Origin of the sequence: Pseudomonas sp. IT-P218, assembly GCF_949767605.1 — a bacterium.
In the GTDB taxonomy this organism is placed as follows: domain Bacteria; phylum Pseudomonadota; class Gammaproteobacteria; order Pseudomonadales; family Pseudomonadaceae; genus Aquipseudomonas; species Aquipseudomonas putida_AE.
Genome location: NZ_CATKQQ010000066.1, coordinates 233,311 through 251,456 on the forward strand (window position 1 = coordinate 233,311; position 18,146 = coordinate 251,456).

Annotated in this window: 17 protein-coding genes; 6 read left to right on the forward strand and 11 right to left on the reverse strand. The window is 60.4% G+C overall.

The window, feature by feature from the left end:
- Positions 1-18 precede the first annotated feature (18 nt).
- Entirely contained in the window at positions 19-1,413 is a 1,395-nt protein-coding gene (locus tag ACM6I6_RS25555) for an FAD-binding oxidoreductase (RefSeq protein ID WP_060543975.1), read from the reverse strand.
- 204 nt (positions 1,414-1,617) lie between these two features.
- Between ACM6I6_RS25555 and serA the strand changes: the two genes are divergently transcribed.
- Entirely contained in the window at positions 1,618-2,847 is a 1,230-nt protein-coding gene (gene serA / locus ACM6I6_RS25560; RefSeq protein WP_020797315.1) for a phosphoglycerate dehydrogenase, read from the forward strand.
- Between the two features lie 117 nt (positions 2,848-2,964).
- On the opposite strand, the gene ACM6I6_RS25565 is transcribed toward serA, so the two are convergent.
- Positions 2,965-3,390, reverse strand: a complete 426-nt coding sequence (locus ACM6I6_RS25565; protein ID WP_274073610.1) for a DUF4399 domain-containing protein — start codon at positions 3,388-3,390, stop codon at positions 2,965-2,967.
- A 135-nt stretch (positions 3,391-3,525) separates the two neighbouring features.
- On the opposite strand from ACM6I6_RS25565, the gene ACM6I6_RS25570 reads away from it, so the two are divergent.
- A complete protein-coding gene (locus ACM6I6_RS25570; RefSeq protein ID WP_274073611.1) occupies positions 3,526-4,110 on the forward strand; it encodes a transporter substrate-binding domain-containing protein in 585 nt (194 codons plus the stop codon).
- A 124-nt stretch (positions 4,111-4,234) separates the two neighbouring features.
- Here ACM6I6_RS25570 and ACM6I6_RS25575 read toward each other — a convergent pair whose 3' ends face one another.
- On the reverse strand, positions 4,235-4,720 hold the full coding sequence (locus ACM6I6_RS25575) for a DUF523 domain-containing protein (RefSeq protein ID WP_414920879.1): 486 nt from the start codon (positions 4,718-4,720) through the stop codon (positions 4,235-4,237).
- 2 nt (positions 4,721-4,722) lie between these two features.
- A complete protein-coding gene (locus ACM6I6_RS25580) occupies positions 4,723-5,355 on the reverse strand; it encodes a 2OG-Fe(II) oxygenase (RefSeq protein WP_274073613.1) in 633 nt (210 codons plus the stop codon).
- Positions 5,356-5,463: 108 nt separating this feature from the next.
- Here ACM6I6_RS25580 and ACM6I6_RS25585 point away from each other — a divergent pair, with 108 nt between their 5' ends.
- Complete coding sequence (locus ACM6I6_RS25585) at positions 5,464-6,216, forward strand: DUF2059 domain-containing protein (RefSeq protein ID WP_414920880.1); 753 nt, start codon at positions 5,464-5,466, stop codon at positions 6,214-6,216.
- A 110-nt stretch (positions 6,217-6,326) separates the two neighbouring features.
- On the opposite strand, the gene ACM6I6_RS25590 is transcribed toward ACM6I6_RS25585, so the two are convergent.
- A complete protein-coding gene (locus ACM6I6_RS25590; protein WP_414920881.1) occupies positions 6,327-7,274 on the reverse strand; it encodes an alpha/beta hydrolase in 948 nt (315 codons plus the stop codon).
- 95 nt (positions 7,275-7,369) lie between these two features.
- Between ACM6I6_RS25590 and ACM6I6_RS25595 the strand changes: the two genes are divergently transcribed.
- Both ACM6I6_RS25595 and ACM6I6_RS25600 read left to right on the forward strand, forming a co-directional pair.
- Positions 7,370-7,951, forward strand: a complete 582-nt coding sequence (locus ACM6I6_RS25595; protein ID WP_323606653.1) for a DUF6436 domain-containing protein — start codon at positions 7,370-7,372, stop codon at positions 7,949-7,951.
- 111 nt (positions 7,952-8,062) lie between these two features.
- Positions 8,063-10,474 (forward strand): penicillin acylase family protein, encoded by a 2,412-nt coding sequence (locus tag ACM6I6_RS25600; protein WP_414920882.1) that lies wholly within the window; start codon positions 8,063-8,065, stop codon positions 10,472-10,474.
- 119 nt (positions 10,475-10,593) lie between these two features.
- Here the strand turns inward: ACM6I6_RS25600 and ACM6I6_RS25605 are convergent, their stop codons facing one another.
- Complete coding sequence (locus ACM6I6_RS25605; RefSeq protein ID WP_414920883.1) at positions 10,594-11,559, reverse strand: GlxA family transcriptional regulator; 966 nt, start codon at positions 11,557-11,559, stop codon at positions 10,594-10,596.
- A gap of 196 nt (positions 11,560-11,755) precedes the next feature.
- Here ACM6I6_RS25605 and ACM6I6_RS25610 point away from each other — a divergent pair, with 196 nt between their 5' ends.
- Positions 11,756-12,397 carry an HD domain-containing protein gene (locus ACM6I6_RS25610; RefSeq protein ID WP_323607226.1) on the forward strand — a complete coding sequence of 214 codons (642 nt, stop codon included), beginning with the start codon at positions 11,756-11,758 and terminating at the stop codon, positions 12,395-12,397.
- A 136-nt stretch (positions 12,398-12,533) separates the two neighbouring features.
- Here ACM6I6_RS25610 and ACM6I6_RS25615 read toward each other — a convergent pair whose 3' ends face one another.
- From ACM6I6_RS25615 to ACM6I6_RS25635, 5 genes are all read right to left on the reverse strand, one after another.
- Positions 12,534-13,421, reverse strand: coding sequence for an ABC transporter permease subunit (locus tag ACM6I6_RS25615; protein WP_323607225.1), 888 nt, complete (start codon positions 13,419-13,421; stop codon positions 12,534-12,536).
- Entirely contained in the window at positions 13,418-14,299 is an 882-nt protein-coding gene (locus ACM6I6_RS25620; protein WP_274073867.1) for an ABC transporter permease subunit, read from the reverse strand. The genes ACM6I6_RS25615 and ACM6I6_RS25620 overlap by 4 nt, the downstream gene beginning before the upstream one ends.
- A 35-nt stretch (positions 14,300-14,334) precedes the next feature.
- Positions 14,335-15,477 carry an ABC transporter ATP-binding protein gene (locus ACM6I6_RS25625; protein WP_274073621.1) on the reverse strand — a complete coding sequence of 381 codons (1,143 nt, stop codon included), beginning with the start codon at positions 15,475-15,477 and terminating at the stop codon, positions 14,335-14,337.
- Between the two features lie 73 nt (positions 15,478-15,550).
- Complete coding sequence (locus ACM6I6_RS25630) at positions 15,551-16,648, reverse strand: polyamine ABC transporter substrate-binding protein (RefSeq protein ID WP_274073622.1); 1,098 nt, start codon at positions 16,646-16,648, stop codon at positions 15,551-15,553.
- A gap of 246 nt (positions 16,649-16,894) precedes the next feature.
- On the reverse strand, positions 16,895-18,007 hold the full coding sequence (locus ACM6I6_RS25635) for a polyamine ABC transporter substrate-binding protein (RefSeq protein WP_274073623.1): 1,113 nt from the start codon (positions 18,005-18,007) through the stop codon (positions 16,895-16,897).
- Positions 18,008-18,146: the final 139 nt, after the last annotated feature.

Consider the following 18,146-nt stretch of genomic DNA (forward strand, 5'->3'; position numbering starts at 1 on the left):
TGCACTTAAGTTCGAAAATCAAACAGCAAAAATCTTGCCCGGGTTCATGATGCCGTTCGGGTCGAACACCGCCTTGACGGCTTTCATGTACTCGATTTCGACTGGCGAACGGCTGTAGGTCAAGTAATCGCGCTTGGTCATACCCACGCCGTGTTCGGCGGAAATCGAACCGTTATACTTCTCGACGGTTTCGAACACCCACTTGTTGACGGTGGCGCACTTGGCGAAGAACTCGTCCTTGCTCAGGTTATCCGGCTTGAGGATGTTCAGGTGCAGGTTGCCATCGCCGATGTGGCCGAACCAGACGATTTCGAAGTCCGGGTAGTGTTCGCCGACGATCGCGTCGATTTCCTTGAGGAACGCCGGGACTTTCGAAACAGTGACCGAAATGTCGTTCTTGTACGGCGTCCAGTGGGAAATGGTTTCGGAAATGTATTCGCGCAGTTTCCACAGATTCTGCAGCTGGGTTTCGCTCTGGCTCATCACGCCGTCCAGCACCCAGCCCTGCTCGACGCAGTGCTCGAATGTTTCCAGGGCGTGGTTGGCCACTTCCTCGGTGGTCGCTTCGAATTCCAGCAGCGCATAGAACGGGCAGTCGGTTTCGAACGGCGCCGGCACGTCACCACGGCCCATGACCTTGGCCAGGGCCTTGTCGGAGAAGAATTCGAAAGCGGTCAGGTCCAGCTTGCTCTGGAACGCGTGCAGCACCGGCATGATCGAATCGAAATCGGCAGTACCCAAGACCATGGCAGTCAGGTTTTTCGGCGCGCGATCCAGGCGCATGGTCGCTTCGACCACGAAACCGAGGGTGCCTTCTGCACCGATGAACAGCTGGCGCATGTCGTAGCCGGTGGCGTTCTTGATCAGGTCGCGGTTCAACTCCAGCACGTCGCCCTTGCCGGTGACGACTTTCATGCCCGCCACCCAGTTACGGGTCATGCCGTAGCGAATTACCTTGATCCCGCCGGCATTGGTGCCAATATTGCCGCCAATCTGGCTGGAACCTGCCGAGGCGAAGTCCACCGGGTAGTACAGGCCTTTTTCTTCGGCCACGTTCTGCAGATGCTCGGTAACCACGCCAGGCTGGCACACGGCGGTGCGGTCGGTCAGGTTCACGTCGAGGATCTGGTTCATGTAGTCGAACGACACGACGACTTCGCCATTGGCTGCGACGGCAGCGGCAGACAAGCCGGTACGACCACCGGACGGCACCAGCGCCACCTTGTGTTTATTGGCCCACAGGACAATGGCCTGGACCTGCTCGGTGGTCTTGGGGAACACGATGGCGGTCGGGGCAGGAGCGAAATGCTTGGTCCAATCCTTACCGTAAGCATTCAGGGAGTCGGCGTCGGTCAACACCTTGCCAGGCTCAACCAGGGTCTTCAGCTCATCAATCAGGGCAGGATTGGTCATCGACAGAACTCTCGAACAATTCATGGTCATCCTGAGAACGCTTCACGTCGCAGGAATGAGTGTTTAGCGGGGTGCATATGCTAGCATACCGACCCCGCAGCATAGTGCCCAACGGCTGTTCTGCGGCGACGGCATTCTTGTCGTCCGGGTCAGCGTCTGTTGACCATTTCCTGCCATTTTTCTCCGGGATACAGGTTTACGCAGATGAGCAAGACTTCTCTCGATAAGAGCAAGATCAAGTTCCTTCTTCTCGAAGGCGTCCACCAATCGGCTGTCGACGTCCTCAAGGCGGCGGGCTACACCAGCATCGAGTACCTCACAGGTTCTCTGCCGGAAGCCCAGCTCAAGGAAAAGATCGCTGATGCTCACTTCATCGGCATTCGCTCGCGCACTCAACTGACCGAAGAGATCTTCGATCACGCGAAGAAGCTGGTGGCGGTAGGGTGTTTCTGCATCGGCACCAACCAGGTCGACCTGAGCGCTGCCCGCGAACGCGGTATCGCCGTGTTCAACGCGCCGTACTCCAACACCCGTTCCGTTGCCGAACTGGTGCTGGCCGAAGCGATCCTGTTGCTGCGCGGTATCCCTGAGAAGAACGCTTCCTGCCACCGTGGCGGCTGGATCAAGAGCGCGGCCAACTCCTTCGAGATCCGCGGCAAGAAGCTGGGCATCGTCGGCTACGGCTCGATCGGTACCCAACTGTCGGTCCTGGCCGAAGGCCTGGGCATGCAGGTGTACTTCTACGACACCGTGACCAAGCTGCCACTGGGTAACGCCACCCAGGTCGGCAACCTGCACGAACTGCTGGGCATGTCCGACATCGTGACCCTGCACGTACCGGAAACCGCTGCGACCCAGTGGATGATCGGCGAGAAGGAAATCCGCGCCATCAAGAAGGGCGGCATCCTGATCAACGCCGCACGCGGCACCGTGGTCGAACTGGACGCCCTGGCGGACGCGATCAAGGACAAGCACCTGATCGGCGCGGCCATCGACGTGTTCCCGGTGGAGCCACGCTCCAACGACGAAGAGTTCGAAAGCCCGCTGCGTGGCCTGGACAACGTGATCCTGACCCCGCACATCGGTGGTTCCACCGCCGAGGCGCAGGCCAACATCGGTCTGGAAGTGGCTGAGAAGCTGGTCAAGTACAGCGACAACGGTACTTCGGTATCGTCGGTGAACTTCCCGGAAGTGGCCCTGCCGGCTCACCCTGGCAAGCACCGCCTGCTGCACATCCACGAGAACATCCCGGGTGTGATGAGCGAGATCAACAAGGTCTTCGCCGAAAACGGCATCAACATCTCCGGTCAGTTCCTGCAGACCAACGAGAAAGTCGGCTACGTGGTCATCGACGTAGACGCCGAGTACTCGGACCTGGCGCAACAGAAGCTGCAACACGTCAACGGCACCATCCGTAGTCGGGTGTTGTTCTAAGAGCAGCTACAAGCGGCAAGCTTCAAGCGGCAAGTGGCGTTCGTCTCTGCTTTTACTTGAAGCTTAAAGCTTGCCGCTATAAAAAAAGGGAGCCCCAGCGAAGCGGGCTCCCTTTTTTTATTTCACATTGACGGTAATCTTCTCCGATACGATCGGCGGATCGAACGGCATGTGGCCGCTGTCGCCCAGCTCCAGCTGCAAGGTATGCTTGCCTGGCGTCAGCTTTACTTCAGCCTGGGTCTGCGCCTTGCCGAAGTGCAGGTGGTTGGCATCGTTGGGGATCGGCTGGCCGGCGGCCGGCAGTTCATCGACATCGATCAGCAGGTGGTGGTGACCGGTGTTCTTGGTGACATCACCCGCTGGCGCCAGCGCAATGTCCTTGACGGCGAACTTGACCACGACAGTCTGCGGGACCGTTGCACCGTCTGCCGGAGAAACGATGGACACTTCAGCGCCCTTGGGCGCTGGCGTTGCGGCACTGGCCAACACTGAAACGCCCATCAACAGGCCAGCGAAAGCAGCACGTGACATAAAGGTTTTCATTCTCTTCTCCAGTTTTTCCGTAAAATTTCCGTGACCATCACAACTTCATGGTCAATCGTTGTCGAAGGCACTCGACAACCATAGCAAAGCGAGCCTGATCCAGAGCGTCGCGATAATGATTTCAAAGGAGTGACCATGCGTTTTCTGCCTGGCCTGATCTGCCTGCTACCCCTTTTGAGCCCGTTGGCTCATGCCGAGCTGATTGATGACGTGAACGACCGCGGTGAATTGCGCATTGCCCTTGAGGCTAATACACCGCCCTTCAATTTCAAGAAAGACGGCAGCCTGACGGGCTTCGAAGTCGAATTGGGTCAAATGCTGGCCAGCGAACTGGATGTGCGCGCCGACTTTGTCGTCACTGACGCCAGTGACCTGCTGACCGGCGTGGAAAGCGGCAAGTACGACGTCGCCATCAATCACATTGCAGAGACCTCGGCGCTCAAGGATCGTTTCGATTTCAGCGAACCTTACATCAAGACCAATGCGCAATTGATCGCGCAGAAGGACGAGCCGCAATCGATCCTGCTGGTGCAGTCGCTGACGGAAGAAAAGCCCAAAGCCAACCCGGCCGTGAGCCTGGCGATTCCGTTCCAGAAGGGTAACCCGGCGTTTCACGCCAGCCTGGAAAGCGCGTTGCAGCGGATCAAGGCCGATGGCCGCCTGCAAGCGCTGGAGGAGAAATGGTTTGGGGCGGAATCGGGGGCGGCACCCAAGCCCTGAATTCGCCGAATAACCCTGTGGGAGCGGGCTTGCTCGCGAAAGCGGTGTGTCAGGCGATATGATTGTCGGCTGACACTACGCCTTCGCGAGCAAGCCCGCTCCCACATTGGTCCTGTGTTGGTAGTTAGTCGAGTGCTGCCAAGGATTCAGCTGCTTCGGCCAACTCCAGCTCGCTGAAAACCTGGACGCCATGGCGCCTGAGCAGCGCCGCCGTGACACCTTCGCCAGTGACTTTCACCCCACTGAACGTCCCGTCATAGGTGAGCAGGTTGCCGCACGAGGGGCTGTTGGCCTTGAGCACGGCAATACGGATGCCATGCCGTTGCACCAACTCCAGCGCCTGATAAGCCCCCGACAGAAACTGCGCGCTGACGTCCTCGCCCTCGGCGGTGATCACCGACGCCTGGCCATCCAACACTTCACCGCCCTGCCCGCCCGGAATCTCCGCCGCCGCACGGGGCGTTGGCAGGCCACCGGCGACTTCCGGACACAACGGCACGACCCGACCTTCGTCGAGCCACGCCTGAAGCTGATCGAACGGCCCGCTGGCCCCGCCGTCGTAACGTACGCGGTGACCCAGCAGGCAGCGGCTTACCAGTATTTTCTGCATGATCAGAACGGCTCGTTGCCTCGACGCCGGAACCAGCCGGTCAACGACAGGCGCTCGCGGTTCGCAGGCAGGACTTCATGGGGGACCTCCCCCGACAGGAACACCACCAGGCATCCACCGACGGGTACCACATCGTATTGCTCAGCATCGTTCAGGTACATACGCAGCTGCCCCCCATGCTCCGGAAGCCAGGCGTCATTGAGGTAGACCACCGCCGACACCATGCGTCGGTCGTCGTCACGAAAACGGTCGACGTGCTTGAGGTAGAACGCACCGGGTGGATACATCGCAAAATGGCTCTCGAAATCCTCCAGGCCCAGGAACAGGCCACGGTTCAGCGCCTCGCGCAGGCTGTCCATCAAGCCCAGATAGCTGTCGCAGACCTCGGCCTGGCCTGGCTCGATCCACTGGATATGATCACCGCGAATCCCCTCGCGGATCTCCGACGACGGGCCTCGCCCCACGGCGGCCGGGGCCAGCTCACCCTCGGCGGCACGTTTACGGCACTCGGCCGCCAGCGCTCGGGTCAGATCCTGAGACAGGAAAATATTCTGCTGCGACCAACCGCTGGCGGCCAGGTCGTCGACGATTCGTAACAGCAGCGGGTGATCAGAAGGTATTTGCATGGCGCGCATAGTATTCCTGCGCCTGGAAATCCGACAGAGCCACGCAGCGGGTTGATACGAATTCTCGACAAGACTCTATGCCACACGGAGAATAGTCGCCTGCTGACAGGAGTCCCTATGCGCCGTTTGCTTTTCTCCCTGCTGATGCTCTGTGTGATGCCCGCCTGGGCAGACGGCCACGACCAACTGTACAAGGTCGCCGGCTGGCCAGAACAACGCGCGCATTTCAACGACGCCCTCTCGGCCGCCCAACAGCGCTACCAGAGCAGCCTGCCACCTGCGGTGTTCCAGGCGTTGGTCGCCAACAGCAATCAACGTTTCGACCCCAAGGCCGTGGACCAGCGTGCCGAAGCGCAATTGCGCAAGAACCTCGCCGATCCGAAACCGGCCCTGGCGTTCTTTCAATCGCCCCTTGGCAAGAAGATCGTCGCCGCCGAATTGCTCGCCACCCGCCGCGATCAACTGGCGAAAAACGCCAAGGGCTTGCCCAAGATGCAGGCCAGCGATAGCCGCCTGTTGATCATCGGACACCTGGCCCAGGCCCTGCCTGCACGCGAGGCCGGTGCGGAAGTCAGCCTGGCGATTGCCGGTGTCGCGGCCGACAGCCTCAGTTCGATGATTCCGGGGCTGCTCGGTGCAGGACAGGCCCAAGGCATGTTGAACGGGCAGCGTCAGCGCTTGATGGAGCAGATCGGCAGCGACCTGAACAATACGCTGCTGTACGTCTATCGCGACCTGTCCGATGAGGAGCTGGAAGAGTTCGCCACCTTTGCCGAGTCGGCGGAAGGCAAGGCGTATTACCAGGCGGCGCTGGCGGCGATTCGGGCGGGGTTGGCGGTGGGGCAAAGCAGTTCCAATCTCAGCCAGTGATTGTTGGCGATAGTTAGATCGCTATCGCCAGCAGGCTAGCTCCCACAGGGGCCGGTGCATGCAGATCCATTGTGGGAGCCAGCCTGCTGGCGATGAGGCCCTGACAATCGCTACAGATTGCGCCCCTTGATCCGCTTGCTCAAAAAACCGAAATACTCCCCACGCAACACCAGCGTTTCATTTGCCAGATGATGCCGCGCCTCTGGCAGCAGCAATACCTGCGGCCGGTCGAACTTGCCCCGCAGCACTTCAAGGTTGTGCTGCCAATCCACGGTCATGTCCGCCTGCCCCTGCACAATCAGCGGCCGGCGCGCGCTGGGCGGTGCCGCTTCGACGCGCTTGATCCAGCGCGCCAACGCTCCCACCCACGCCGTCGGCAGGCGTAGCGGCTGCAACGGGTCGGCTTGCAGGAACGGCAGGAAGGCCGGGTCGCCGGAATTCTCGCTGAAGCGCCGGGCAATGGCTTTGACGAAAGGCCTGAGCAGGTAATAACTCACTTGCGACCAGCCCCACGCCCGTGGCCGCACCAGCGGCGCCAACAGGATCACCTGGCCCTGGGCCGGGCTGCTCGCCCCGGCATTGAGCACATGATCGACCACGATCGCGCCCCCCGTGCTTTGCCCGCACAGGTGCCACGGTTGCGGCAGGCCGATGGACAACGCCTCGGCGAACAATCCTTGCAGGGTGTCCTGATACTCGGCGAAATCCTTGATGCTCGCCCGCTCGCCACTGGACAGCCCATGGCCCGGCAAATCGCAGGCAATCACGGCGAAGCCCTGCTCCAGCGCCCACTCGATCACATGCCGGTAGAGACCGGTGTGGTCGTAGAAACCGTGAAAGACAAACAGCGTCGCCTTCACCTGCTCTGGCCACCAGACCTGGCTGACCACCTCATAACCATCGACCTTGAAACACCCCAGGCCGCTGCGGACATTGCGCGACGAAAAATCCAGCCCATAAAACCGTTGATAAGCCTGCGCCTCCGCAGACAAGGGCAGCCCCTGCGCCAACGGCCGCAGGCTGGCGCGCAGATGATCGGGGTCGAAGGTCACTGACATGGGCATTCCAGAGCGCGAAACGGACTTTATGGACCTGCGATATTCATCTGTCGCGGCAAGCATGGCAAGCTAGTCGACCTTCAAGGAGTGAACCCATGCGCTCGCCCTATCGCGCCGCCCTGCTCGCCAGCCTGCTTGCCCTCGTGTGCGCCGCAGTGCTGTGGGCCGCCTACGACTGGTTTCAGGGGCGCTACCTGCGGGCATTCAGCGAGCATACGGCGATGTTCTCCGGTGATCCGTTGCGCCTGCCCGACAACCTCGCCGGCCCCGGTGCCATCCGACTCGTGCACTTCTGGGACCCAGCCTGCCCATGCAACGTCGGCAACCAGCAACACCTCAGCGAACTGGTTGAACTCTATGAGCCCCAGGGCGTGGAGTTTTATGCCGTGCAAAAACCAGGCAGCCACGGCCAGTTGCCAGGCACCTTGAACACCTTGAAACCCATCAGCGTCCTGCCCGGCTCCGAACAGATCCCCGCCAGCCCCGCCGTGGCGATATGGGATCGCGCCGGCAAACTGGCGTACTTCGGGCCCTACAGCGAAGGCCTGACCTGCAACTCCAGCAACAGTTTTATCGAACCGATCCTGCAAGCGCTGAACCAGGGCCGCGAAGTGAATGCCACCCACACACTGGCCGTGGGGTGTTACTGCCCCTGGCCTGTCACCCCTACGCAGTAACGCAGACAGCCGACGAGAATCCCTCCTACGGGCGATGGGCCAAAACAGGCCTGTCGTGTTAAACAGTCTCGCCAGGGAATGCTGTCACCGATAACAATACAAGGAGTCACCATGAAACGTAGCCTGACCGCGCTCGGTTTGCTGATCGTCGCGCTCGCCGCTGGCGGCGGCTGGTATGTCTACAGCAAGCAGCCGTCACGCCAGGGCATGGTGGAACTGCAGCACCTGCAAGGTTCGGTCACCGTGCGTTATGACGAGCGCGGCATCCCGCACATCCGTGCCGACAACGAAACCGACCTGTACCGCGCCCTCGGCTACGTCCACGCCCAGGATCGGCTGTTCCAGATGGAGGTCCTGCGACGCCTGGCCCGTGGCGAACTGGCCGAGGTACTCGGGCCGAAACTGCTCGACACCGACAAGCTCATGCGCAGCCTGCGCATTCGCGAACGCGCCGAAACCTACCTGGCGAACATGGATAAGCAATCGCCCGCCTTTCTTGCCCTGCAGGCCTACTTGGACGGCATCAACCAGTACCAGGACGGCCACGCCAAACCGATAGAGTTCGATGTGCTGGGCATCGCCAAGCGCCCGTTCACCGCGCAGGACACCATCAGCATCGCCGGTTACATGGCCTACAGTTTTGCCGCGGCGTTTCGCACCGAACCGCTGCTGACCTACGTGCGCGATCAATTGGGTGGCGACTACCTGAGCGTCTTCGATCTCGACTGGCAGCCCAAGGGCGTGCTGGCAAACCAACACAACAAAGCCCCCTCACCTCTGGCCAGCGCCGACTGGAAAGACCTCAACGCCCTTGCCCGCCTGAGCGAACAGGCCCTGGCCGACAATGGCCTGCCACAATTCGAAGGCAGCAATGCCTGGGTGGTTTCCGGCAACCACACCAAAAGTGGCAAGCCGCTGCTGGCCGGTGACCCGCACATCCGCTTTTCCGCGCCGTCGGTGTGGTACGAAGCGCAGCTCTCGGCGCCGGGCTTCGAGCTCTATGGCCATTACCAGGCCTTGATGCCATTCGCGTCCCTGGGCATGAACCGCGACTTCGGCTGGAGCATCACCATGTTCCAGAACGATGACCTCGACCTGATCGCCGAAAAGGTCAATCCGGACAATCCCAACCAGGTCTGGTACCGCGGCAAGTGGGTGGACATGGTCAGCAGCGAGCAGCAGATCGCGGTCAAGGGCCAGGCACCTGTGACCCTGACGCTGCGCCAGTCACCCCACGGTCCGATCGTCAACGATGCGCTGGGCAAGGCCGGCGGCAAGACGCCGATCGCCATGTGGTGGGGGTTTCTCGAAAGCCAGAACCCGATCATCGAAGGCTTCTACCAGCTCAACCGCGCCGACACCCTGGCCAAGGCCCGTAGCGCGTCTGCGAAGGTCCAGGCGCCCGGCCTGAACATCGTCTGGGCCAACGCCAAGGGCGACATCGGCTGGTGGGCCGCGGCGCAACTGCCCAAGCGACCTGCCGGAGTGAAGCCGTGGTTCATCCTCGATGGCAGCACCTCGGATGCCGAAAAGGACGGCTTCTACCCGTTCAGCGCCAACCCGCAGGAAGAGAACCCGGCCCGGGGCTATATCGTCTCGGCCAATTTCCAGCCGCTGTCGTCGACGGGGATGGAGATCCCCGGTTACTACAACCTCGCCGATCGCGGCCAGCAACTCAATCGCCAGCTCAGCGACAAGACCATCAAGTGGGACCTGGAAAACAGTCAGGCGCTGCAACTGGGCACCACCACCGCCTACGGCCCGCGCCTGTTGGCGCCCCTGCTGCCGACGCTGCGCGAAGTGGTCAGCGATCCTGCAGAGCTCAAGCTGGTGGAACAGCTGTCCCAGTGGCAGGGTGACTACCCGCTGGACTCCACCAGTGCCACGCTGTTCAACCAGTTGCTGTTCAACCTTACTGACGCGGCGATGCGCGATGAATTGGGCAATGATTTCTTCGAAACGCTGCTCTCAACCCGGGTGATCGATGCCGCGCTGCCGCGCCTGGCGGCCACGGCAGACTCACCCTGGTGGGACAACCGCAATACCCCCGCCAAGGAAACCCGCGCCGATACCGTCAAGGTTGCCTGGCAGGCCAGCATCGCCCACCTCAAGGCCACGCTGGGTGGCGATTTCTCGCAATGGCAATGGGGCAAGGCGCACACACTCACCCATGGTCATCCGCTGGGGCAGCAAAAGCCGCTGGACCGGCTGTTCAATGTCGGCCCGTTCGCGGCTCCCGGCACCCATGAAGTGCCGAACAATCTCTCGGCCAAGATCGGCCCGGCGCCGTGGCCGGTGACCTACGGCCCATCGACCCGACGCCTGATCGACTTCGCCGACCCGGCCCACAGCCTGACGGTCAACCCGGTCGGCCAGAGCGGCGTGCTGTTCGACAGGCACTTTGACGATCAGGCCGAGGCGTATATCGAGGGGATGTATTTCCAGGCGCATCTCAATGATGAAGAGGTGACGGCGAATACGCGCAGTACCTTGAAGCTGTTGCCGGCGCGTAGCGCTCAGTAGATTTGTATTGGCTGGACTGGCCTCTTCGCGAGCAAGCCCGCTCCCACAGTTGAATTGCATTCCAATGTGGGAGCGGGCTTGCTCGCGAAGGCGTCCTCAAGAACACACAAATTCATACCTCAAACCACCGCCGCAAAATTCTGCCTGAACTGCTGCGGTGTCACCCCCAGCCTGCGGTTGAACACGCTGCGCATGTGCTGGGCATCGCGGAATCCGCATTGATAGGCCACGGTCTTGAGCGGTGCGTGGGTGCTTTCCAGCAGCACCCGCGCAGCATCCACCCGCGCCCGCTCGACAAACTCGGCCGGGGTGATCTTCGCTTCTTTGGCAAACACCCGGGAAAAGTTGCGGGCACTCATGTTGGCGGCATTGGCCAGGTCGGCGATGGTCAGGTCGCCCGTCAGGTTCGCCAACACGTAATGCTGAACCATCGCCACGGCGGAGGTCGGCTCAGCATGAGGCGTAAGGAACGGGCTGAACTGTGATTGCCCACCCGAGCGCTGAGTGAACACCACCAATCGTTTTGCCACGCTCAAGGCCACGTCCGGCCCGTGATCGCGCCCCAGCAGATACAGCGACAGATCGATCCCGGCCGTCACCCCGGCCGAGGTGAACAGCTCGCCGTCCTGGACGTAAAGCCGATCGGCTTCGACCTGAGTCGTCGGACACAACTCAGCCAACGCAGCGGCATCGCCCCAATGGGTGGTCACCGTCCGCCCTTCCAGCAATCCCGCCCGGGCAAGCATGAACGCACCGTTGCAGATCGAGCCAAAACGCTGCGCCCGCGCGCAGGCATCGCGAAGCCAGGCATCGAACGCAGTGCCGAAGGTCATGAAGGGCAATTGCGGTCCACCGGCCACCAGCAGCAGGTCATAGGACGCCAGCGCTTCGCTGAAATGCCGGTGGGCGTTCAGCGCCAAACCGTTGGAACACGCCATCACCCCGCGTTCCACGCCAATGACCTCGAGCCGGTAGTGATCCTCGGGGGCGAGGAACCGGTTGGCTTCGGAAAACACATCCATGGGGCCGGTGACGTCCAGGGATTGGACGCCGGCGAAGACCACGATGGCGACGGTTTTCTGCATGGTTCAAATACACCTTCAAATTTGAAAGAGATCACACCCACCCTAGCCAAACCACACCACACCAAACAAGCGAGCTTGGCGCGATATGCACGCTCATTGGCAAGGATCGCAGCCATGGATCGATTGTCCCGTTTTCAGTCCGCGAACAGACTTTAACCCTCAGCGCCGCTTCGGCGTCTACCTTGAGGAAAAGCCCATGAGCACCACCATCGCCGGCATCAAGATCCCCGACAGCGCCTTGGCCAAAGCCACCACCGAATACATCCGCGACATCGAGTCCGACCTGCTCTACCACCACTCGCGCCGGGTGTTCCTGTTCGGTGCGCTGAGCGGCGAGCGCAAGCAACTGGCCTACAACCCGGAGCTTTTGTACGTGGGCGCGATGTTCCATGACCTGGGCCTGGTGGAAGGTTATCGCAGCGACAACGAGCGCTTCGAAGTCGACGGCGCCAATGCGGCGGCCGCGTTTCTCAAGCCCTACGGGTTCAGCGATGACGACATCGAGCAGGTCTGGCTGTCGATCGCCCTGCACACCACGCCGGGTGTGCCGCAACACCTGCGGCCAAACGTGGCGCTGGTAACCGCTGGTGTTGAAATGGACGTGCTGGGCATGGACTACGCGGCGTTTTCCACCGTGCAGCGTGAAGCGGTGGTGCATGCGCATCCACGGGGTGAGGGGTTCAAGGAGTGCATCATCTGCGCCTTTGCCGACGGCTTGCGCCATCGTCCGCAGACCACGTTTGGCAATGTGAAGACCGATGTATTGATGGATCAGGAGCCGGGGTTCAAGCCGATGAACTTTGTCGAGGTCATCCGCAAATCCCCTTGGAATGCATAGCCCCCCTGTAGGAGCCGGCTTGCTGGCGATGGAGTGTCAGTCGAAATCAATGTGACTGATACACCATCGCCAGCAAGCCGGCTCCTACAGAGAGGTACGGGTTGGCCGCAAGATTGTGGTCAACCCGACATCAGGCTCAAGCCGCTTCCGGCTGCGCGCGACGCACGTCCGGTTGCTTCCACGAATCGGCGGCGCTTTCTTCGATGGCTTGCTGGATCGCACGCTTGCGCGCTTCTTCGGCGCGACGGCTGAAGAACCAGACCAGGAAGGTCATCAGCGACACCGCCAGCAGAATCAGGCTGGCCACGGCGTTGATTTCAGGTTTCACACCCAGGCGTACCGCCGAGAACACTTCCATCGGCAAGGTGGTGGAACCCGGGCCCGACACGAAGCTCGCCAGCACCAGGTCATCCAGCGACAGGGCAAACGACATCATGCCGCCGGCGCCCAGGGATGGCGCGATCATCGGGATGGTGATCAGGAAGAACACCTTCCACGGCCGTGCTCCCAGGTCCATCGCTGCTTCTTCGATGGACAGGTCCAGCTCACGCAAGCGCGCCGACACCACCACCGCCACATACGCCGCACAGAACGTGGTGTGGGCGATCCAGATGGTGACGATGCCACGTTCCTGTGGCCAGCCAATCATCTGCGCCATGGCCACGAACAGCAGCAACAGCGACAGACCGGTGATCACTTCGGGCATCACCAGCGGCGCGGTGACCAGGCCACCGAACAGGGTGCGACCCTTGAAGTGGGTGATCCGGGTCAGCACGAAGGCCGCCAGCGTACCCAGCGCCACCGCCGCAATCGCCGTGTAGCAGGCGATTTCCAGCGAGCGCAGCACCGAGCCCATCAGTTGGGTGTTGTCCATCAGGCCGACGTACCACTTGATCGACCAGCCGCCCCACACCGTCACCAGTTTCGAGGCGTTGAACGAGTAGATCACCAAGATCAGCATCGGCGCGTAGATGAACAGCAATCCCGCTACCAGCATGAAACTCGAGAAACGGAAGCGCTTCATTCCTTGCCCTCCATCTCTTTGGCTTGGCTACGGTTGAACAGGATGATCGGCACGATCAGGATCGCCAGCATCACCACCGCCAGGGCGGACGCCACCGGCCAGTCACGGTTGTTGAAGAACTCTTGCCAGAGCACTTTACCGATCATCAGGGTCTCCGGACCGCCGAGCAGTTCCGGGATCACGAACTCACCCACGACCGGGATGAACACCAGCATGCAGCCGGCGATGATGCCGTTCTTGGACAGCGGAATGGTGATCTTCCAGAAGCTGTTGAAGGTGCTCGAACCGAGGTCGGACGCGGCTTCCAGCAGGCTGTTGTCGTGCTTCACCAGGTTGGCGTACAGCGGCAGGATCATGAACGGCAGATAGGAATAAACCACACCGATGTACACGGCGAGGTTGGTGTTGAGGATCTGCAGCGGCTCGTCGATCCAGCCCATGGTCATCAGGAAACCGTTGAGCAGGCCGTTGTTGCTGAGGATGCCCATCCACGCATACACGCGGATCAGGATCGCGGTCCAGGTCGGCATCATGATCAGCAGCACCAGCACTGTTTGCAGCTCTTTGCGGGCACTGGCGATGGCGTAGGCCATCGGGTAGCCGATCAGCAGGCAGAGGATGGTGCTGATCAGCGCCATCTTCAACGAGCCGAGGTAGGCGGCGATGTACAACTCGTCGTCGCCGAGCATCGCGTAGTTGCCCAGGTTCAGCAGCACCTGCAGTTTCTGTTCGGCGTAGCTGTAGATCTCGGTGTACGGCGGAATGGCCACATCGGCTTCGGCGAAGCTGATCTTCAGGACGATGAAGAACGGCAACATGAAGAACAGGAACAGCCAGATGAAGGGAACCCCGATGACCAGCTGGCGGCCACCGGGAATTATTCGATTGAGGCGGCGTTTGAATTTGCGCATGTTCATGAGCGAAGTACCACGCCGCTATCGTCTTCCCAGTACACGTAGACCTGATCACCCCAGGTCGGCCGCTGGCCACGGCGCTCGGCGTTGGCGACGAACGACTGGACGATCTTGCCGCTCGGCAGCTCGACGTAGAACACCGAGTGGCCGCCCAGGTAGGCGATGTCGTGGACCTTGCCGCTGGACCAGTTGTATTCGCAGGTCGGCATGGTCGGGGTGACGAGCAGTTTTTCCGGACGGATCGCGTAGGTCACGGCCTTGTCCTGCACCGAGGTGCTGATGCCGTGGCCGACGTAGATCTTCCGGTCGAGGTCCTTGCAGGTGATGATCGCGTGGCCTTCGGCATCGTCGATCACTTCACCGTCGAAGATGTTGACGTTGCCGATGAATTCGCAGACCAGGCGGCTGGTCGGGGTTTCGTAGATGTCGATCGGGCTGCCGATCTGGGCGATCCAGCCCAGGTGCATGATCGCGATGCGCTCGGCCATGGTCATGGCCTCTTCCTGGTCGTGGGTCACCATGACGCAGGTTACGCCGACGCGCTCGATGATCTCCACCAGCTCCAGCTGCATTTGCGAACGCAGTTTTTTATCCAGCGCGCCCATCGGTTCGTCGAGCAACAGCAGCTTCGGCCGCTTGGCCAGGGAACGGGCCAGGGCCACACGCTGGCGCTGGCCACCGGACAACTGATGCGGCTTGCGCTTGGCGTACTGGCTCATCTGCACCAGCTTGAGCATGTCGGCCACGCGGGCATCGATTTCCGCAGACGGCAGCTTGTCCTGCTTGAGGCCGAAGGCGATGTTCTGCGCCACGGTCATGTGCGGGAACAGGGCGTAGGACTGGAACATCATGTTGATCGGCCGCTCGTACGGCGGCATGTCCGTGATGTCTACGCCATCGAGGAAAATGCGCCCCTCAGTCGGTCGTTCGAAGCCGGCGAGCATGCGCAGCAAAGTGGATTTGCCCGATCCCGAACCGCCGAGCAAGGCGAAGATCTCGCCTTTCTTGATTTCCAGGGACACATCGTCCACGGCAATCGTCTCGTCGAACTTCTTCGTGACCCGGTCGATTTTGACCAGCACCTGTTTAGGTGACTGGTCGCCCTCGAGGGCTTTCTTATAGGCGCCGGAGGCAACAGCCATTTACGAAACTCCCAGAAAAAAAGAGTGCAGTTCGCTCAAGGTGAGCCAACCTTGGATAGTTTGAGCCTTGAAGCTATTTGCCCGACTTGACCTTGGTCCAGCTGCGGGTCATCAAACGTTGAATGTTTGGCGGCAGTTCGATGGACACGTAGGTCTTGTCGAGGACCGATTGCGGTGGATAAACCGATTCGTCGGTGCGAATCGACTGTTCCATCAGTTTGTCCGACGCCGGGTTAGGGTTGGCGTAGCCGACATAGTCACTGACTTGAGCGATCACCTCAGGTTTCAACAGATAGTTGATGAACGCGTGGGCTTCCTTGACGTTGGCGGCGTCCTTGGGAATCGCCAGCATGTCGAACCACAGCGCGCCGCCTTCCTTGGGAATCGAATAGACGATGTCCACGCCTTTCTTGGCTTCGGCCGCGCGGTTGCGGGCCTGGAACATGTCGCCGGAGAAACCGATCGCCACGCAGATATCGCCGTTGGCCAGGTCCGCGATGTATTTGGAGGAGTGGAAGTAGGTCACGTAAGGCCGCACCGCCAGCAACTTGGCTTCAGCCTTTTTGTAGTCTTCGGGGTTGGTGCTGTTGGGATCCAGGCCCAGGTAGTTGAGGACCGTGGGCATCATTTCGTCGGCAGAATCGAGGAACGCCACGCCGCAGCTTTGCAGCTTCTTGATGTTCTCCGGCTCGAAAACCGCGGCCCAGGAGTCGATCTTGTCGACGCCCAGCGCAGCCTTGATCTTTTCGGGGTTGTAACCGATGCCATTGGTGCCCCACAGGTACGGCACGGCGTACAGGTTACCCGGATCGTTTTGCTCCAGGCGCTTGAGCAGCACCGGGTCGAGGTTCGAATAATCCGGCAACTGCGACTTGTCGAGCTTCTGGAATGCCCCGGCCTTGATCTGCTTGCCGAGGAAGTGGTTGGACGGCACTACCACGTCGTAACCGGTGCGCCCGGCCAGCAACTTGCCTTCCAGGGTTTCGTTGGAATCGAATACGTCATACACCGGTTTGATTCCGGTGGCTTTCTGGAAGTCGGCCAGGGTGGTCTCGCCGATGTAATCCGACCAGTTATAAATATGCACGGTACCGGCAGCCTGGACACTGGCAGCGAGTGTCAGTCCGGCGCCGATCAACATGGCATTGCGCAACAAAGAAAAAATAGGCAAGTGGAGGTCCTCTAAAATGAGTTGGGCTCAAGTTGCCCCGTGTTACATGACAGCCATGGCTGCCTGGCAACTAAACCGGCGCGCAACTTACCCTCGAAAAACCGTTCCAGCAAACTTTATGAAGACCCTTGTAGGAGCGAGCTTGCTCGCGATGGTCGTCAACGATAACGCTGGGTGCCTGACACCCCGCGGCGTTGCGATTTTTTTCGCGAGCAAGCTCGCTCCTACAGAGGTTTTACTTACTCCTTATTTACCGGATTTGATCTTGGTCCAGCTGCGGGTCATGATCCGCTGGGTCGCGGCCGGCAGGTCGGCAATCGCGTACAGCTTGGCCAATACATCCGCCGGCGGGTAAATGCCCGGGTCGTCAGTGATTTCTTTATCAACCAATGCCGTAGCGGCCGCGTTACCGTTCGGGAAGCGTACGGCGTTGGTGATTTCAGCCATGATTTCCGGCTTCTGCAGGAAGGTCATGAACTTGTAGGCGCCTTCGACGTTTTCGGCATCTTTAGGGATGGCGACCATGTCGTAGAAGCTGCCTGCACCTTCTTTCGGAATGTTGTAGCTGACTTTCACCTTGTCGCCGGCTTCAGCCGCGCGGGACTTGGCCTGGTAGATGTCACCCGAGTAACCCACGGCCACGCAGATGTTGCCGTTGGCCAGGTCGGAGATGTACTTGGACGAGTGGAAGTAGCCTACCGAAGGACGGATTTTCAGGAACAGCGCTTCGGCTTCGGCCAGTTGTTTCTTGTCCTGGCTGTCGGTTGGATAGCCCAGGTAGTGCAACGCCACCGGAATCATCTCGGTTGGCGAGTCGAGGAAACTGATACCGCACGACTTCAACTTGGCGGCGTTTTCAGGTTTGAACAGCAGATCCCAGGAATTGGTCGGTGCGTCGGCACCCAGCGCAGCCTTGACCTTCTCGGCGTTGAAGCCGATACCGATCGAACCCCACATGTACGGGAACGCGTGTTCGTTACCCGGGTCGCTGACCGACACGGCCTTGAGCAGGTCAGTGTTCAGGTTCTTCCAGTTAGGCAGCTTGGACTTGTCCAGCTTCTGGTAAACGCCGGCCTTGATCTGCTTGGCCAGGAAGTTGTTCGACGGTACGACGATGTCGTAACCGGACTTGCCTGCCAGCAACTTGGCTTCGAGTGTTTCGTTACTGTCGAACACGTCATAGACGACTTTGATACCCGACTCGTCTTCGAACTTTTTAATGGTGTCCGGGGCGATGTAATCGGACCAGTTATACACGTGCAGAACTTTGTCATCCGCCTGAACCGCGCCCGCCATCAAGCCCATCAGGGACATGGCGAGGAGGGTCTTGCCAGCAAGCTTTTTTCCTAATGCCTTCATGCGTAATGCTCCAAATTTTTCTTTTTTGAACCACTTTGTTCAGCGGCCGAACCCGGACAACTGGAACCGCGGCTAGTCTGGCAAGATCCGAGGCGGTCTTTCAAGGAAAGGCCAGCCTTTCTCACGGCCCCGGGCGAAA

Excerpts from the sequence above, each read along its gene's own strand:
- ACM6I6_RS25555 (WP_060543975.1), bottom strand. The coding sequence starts at position 1,413 with ATGACCAATCCTGCCCTGATTGATGAGCTGAAGACCCTGGTTGAGCCT.
- serA (WP_020797315.1), top strand. The coding sequence starts at position 1,618 with ATGAGCAAGACTTCTCTCGATAAGAGCAAGATCAAGTTCCTTCTTCTC.
- ACM6I6_RS25565 (WP_274073610.1), bottom strand. The coding sequence starts at position 3,390 with ATGAAAACCTTTATGTCACGTGCTGCTTTCGCTGGCCTGTTGATGGGC.
- ACM6I6_RS25570 (WP_274073611.1), top strand. The coding sequence starts at position 3,526 with ATGCGTTTTCTGCCTGGCCTGATCTGCCTGCTACCCCTTTTGAGCCCG.
- ACM6I6_RS25575 (WP_414920879.1), bottom strand. The coding sequence starts at position 4,720 with ATGCAGAAAATACTGGTAAGCCGCTGCCTGCTGGGTCACCGCGTACGT.
- ACM6I6_RS25580 (WP_274073613.1), bottom strand. The coding sequence starts at position 5,355 with ATGCGCGCCATGCAAATACCTTCTGATCACCCGCTGCTGTTACGAATC.
- ACM6I6_RS25585 (WP_414920880.1), top strand. The coding sequence starts at position 5,464 with ATGCGCCGTTTGCTTTTCTCCCTGCTGATGCTCTGTGTGATGCCCGCC.
- ACM6I6_RS25590 (WP_414920881.1), bottom strand. The coding sequence starts at position 7,274 with ATGTCAGTGACCTTCGACCCCGATCATCTGCGCGCCAGCCTGCGGCCG.
- ACM6I6_RS25595 (WP_323606653.1), top strand. The coding sequence starts at position 7,370 with ATGCGCTCGCCCTATCGCGCCGCCCTGCTCGCCAGCCTGCTTGCCCTC.
- ACM6I6_RS25600 (WP_414920882.1), top strand. The coding sequence starts at position 8,063 with ATGAAACGTAGCCTGACCGCGCTCGGTTTGCTGATCGTCGCGCTCGCC.
- ACM6I6_RS25605 (WP_414920883.1), bottom strand. The coding sequence starts at position 11,559 with ATGCAGAAAACCGTCGCCATCGTGGTCTTCGCCGGCGTCCAATCCCTG.
- ACM6I6_RS25610 (WP_323607226.1), top strand. The coding sequence starts at position 11,756 with ATGAGCACCACCATCGCCGGCATCAAGATCCCCGACAGCGCCTTGGCC.
- ACM6I6_RS25615 (WP_323607225.1), bottom strand. The coding sequence starts at position 13,421 with ATGAAGCGCTTCCGTTTCTCGAGTTTCATGCTGGTAGCGGGATTGCTG.
- ACM6I6_RS25625 (WP_274073621.1), bottom strand. The coding sequence starts at position 15,477 with ATGGCTGTTGCCTCCGGCGCCTATAAGAAAGCCCTCGAGGGCGACCAG.
- ACM6I6_RS25635 (WP_274073623.1), bottom strand. The coding sequence starts at position 18,007 with ATGAAGGCATTAGGAAAAAAGCTTGCTGGCAAGACCCTCCTCGCCATG.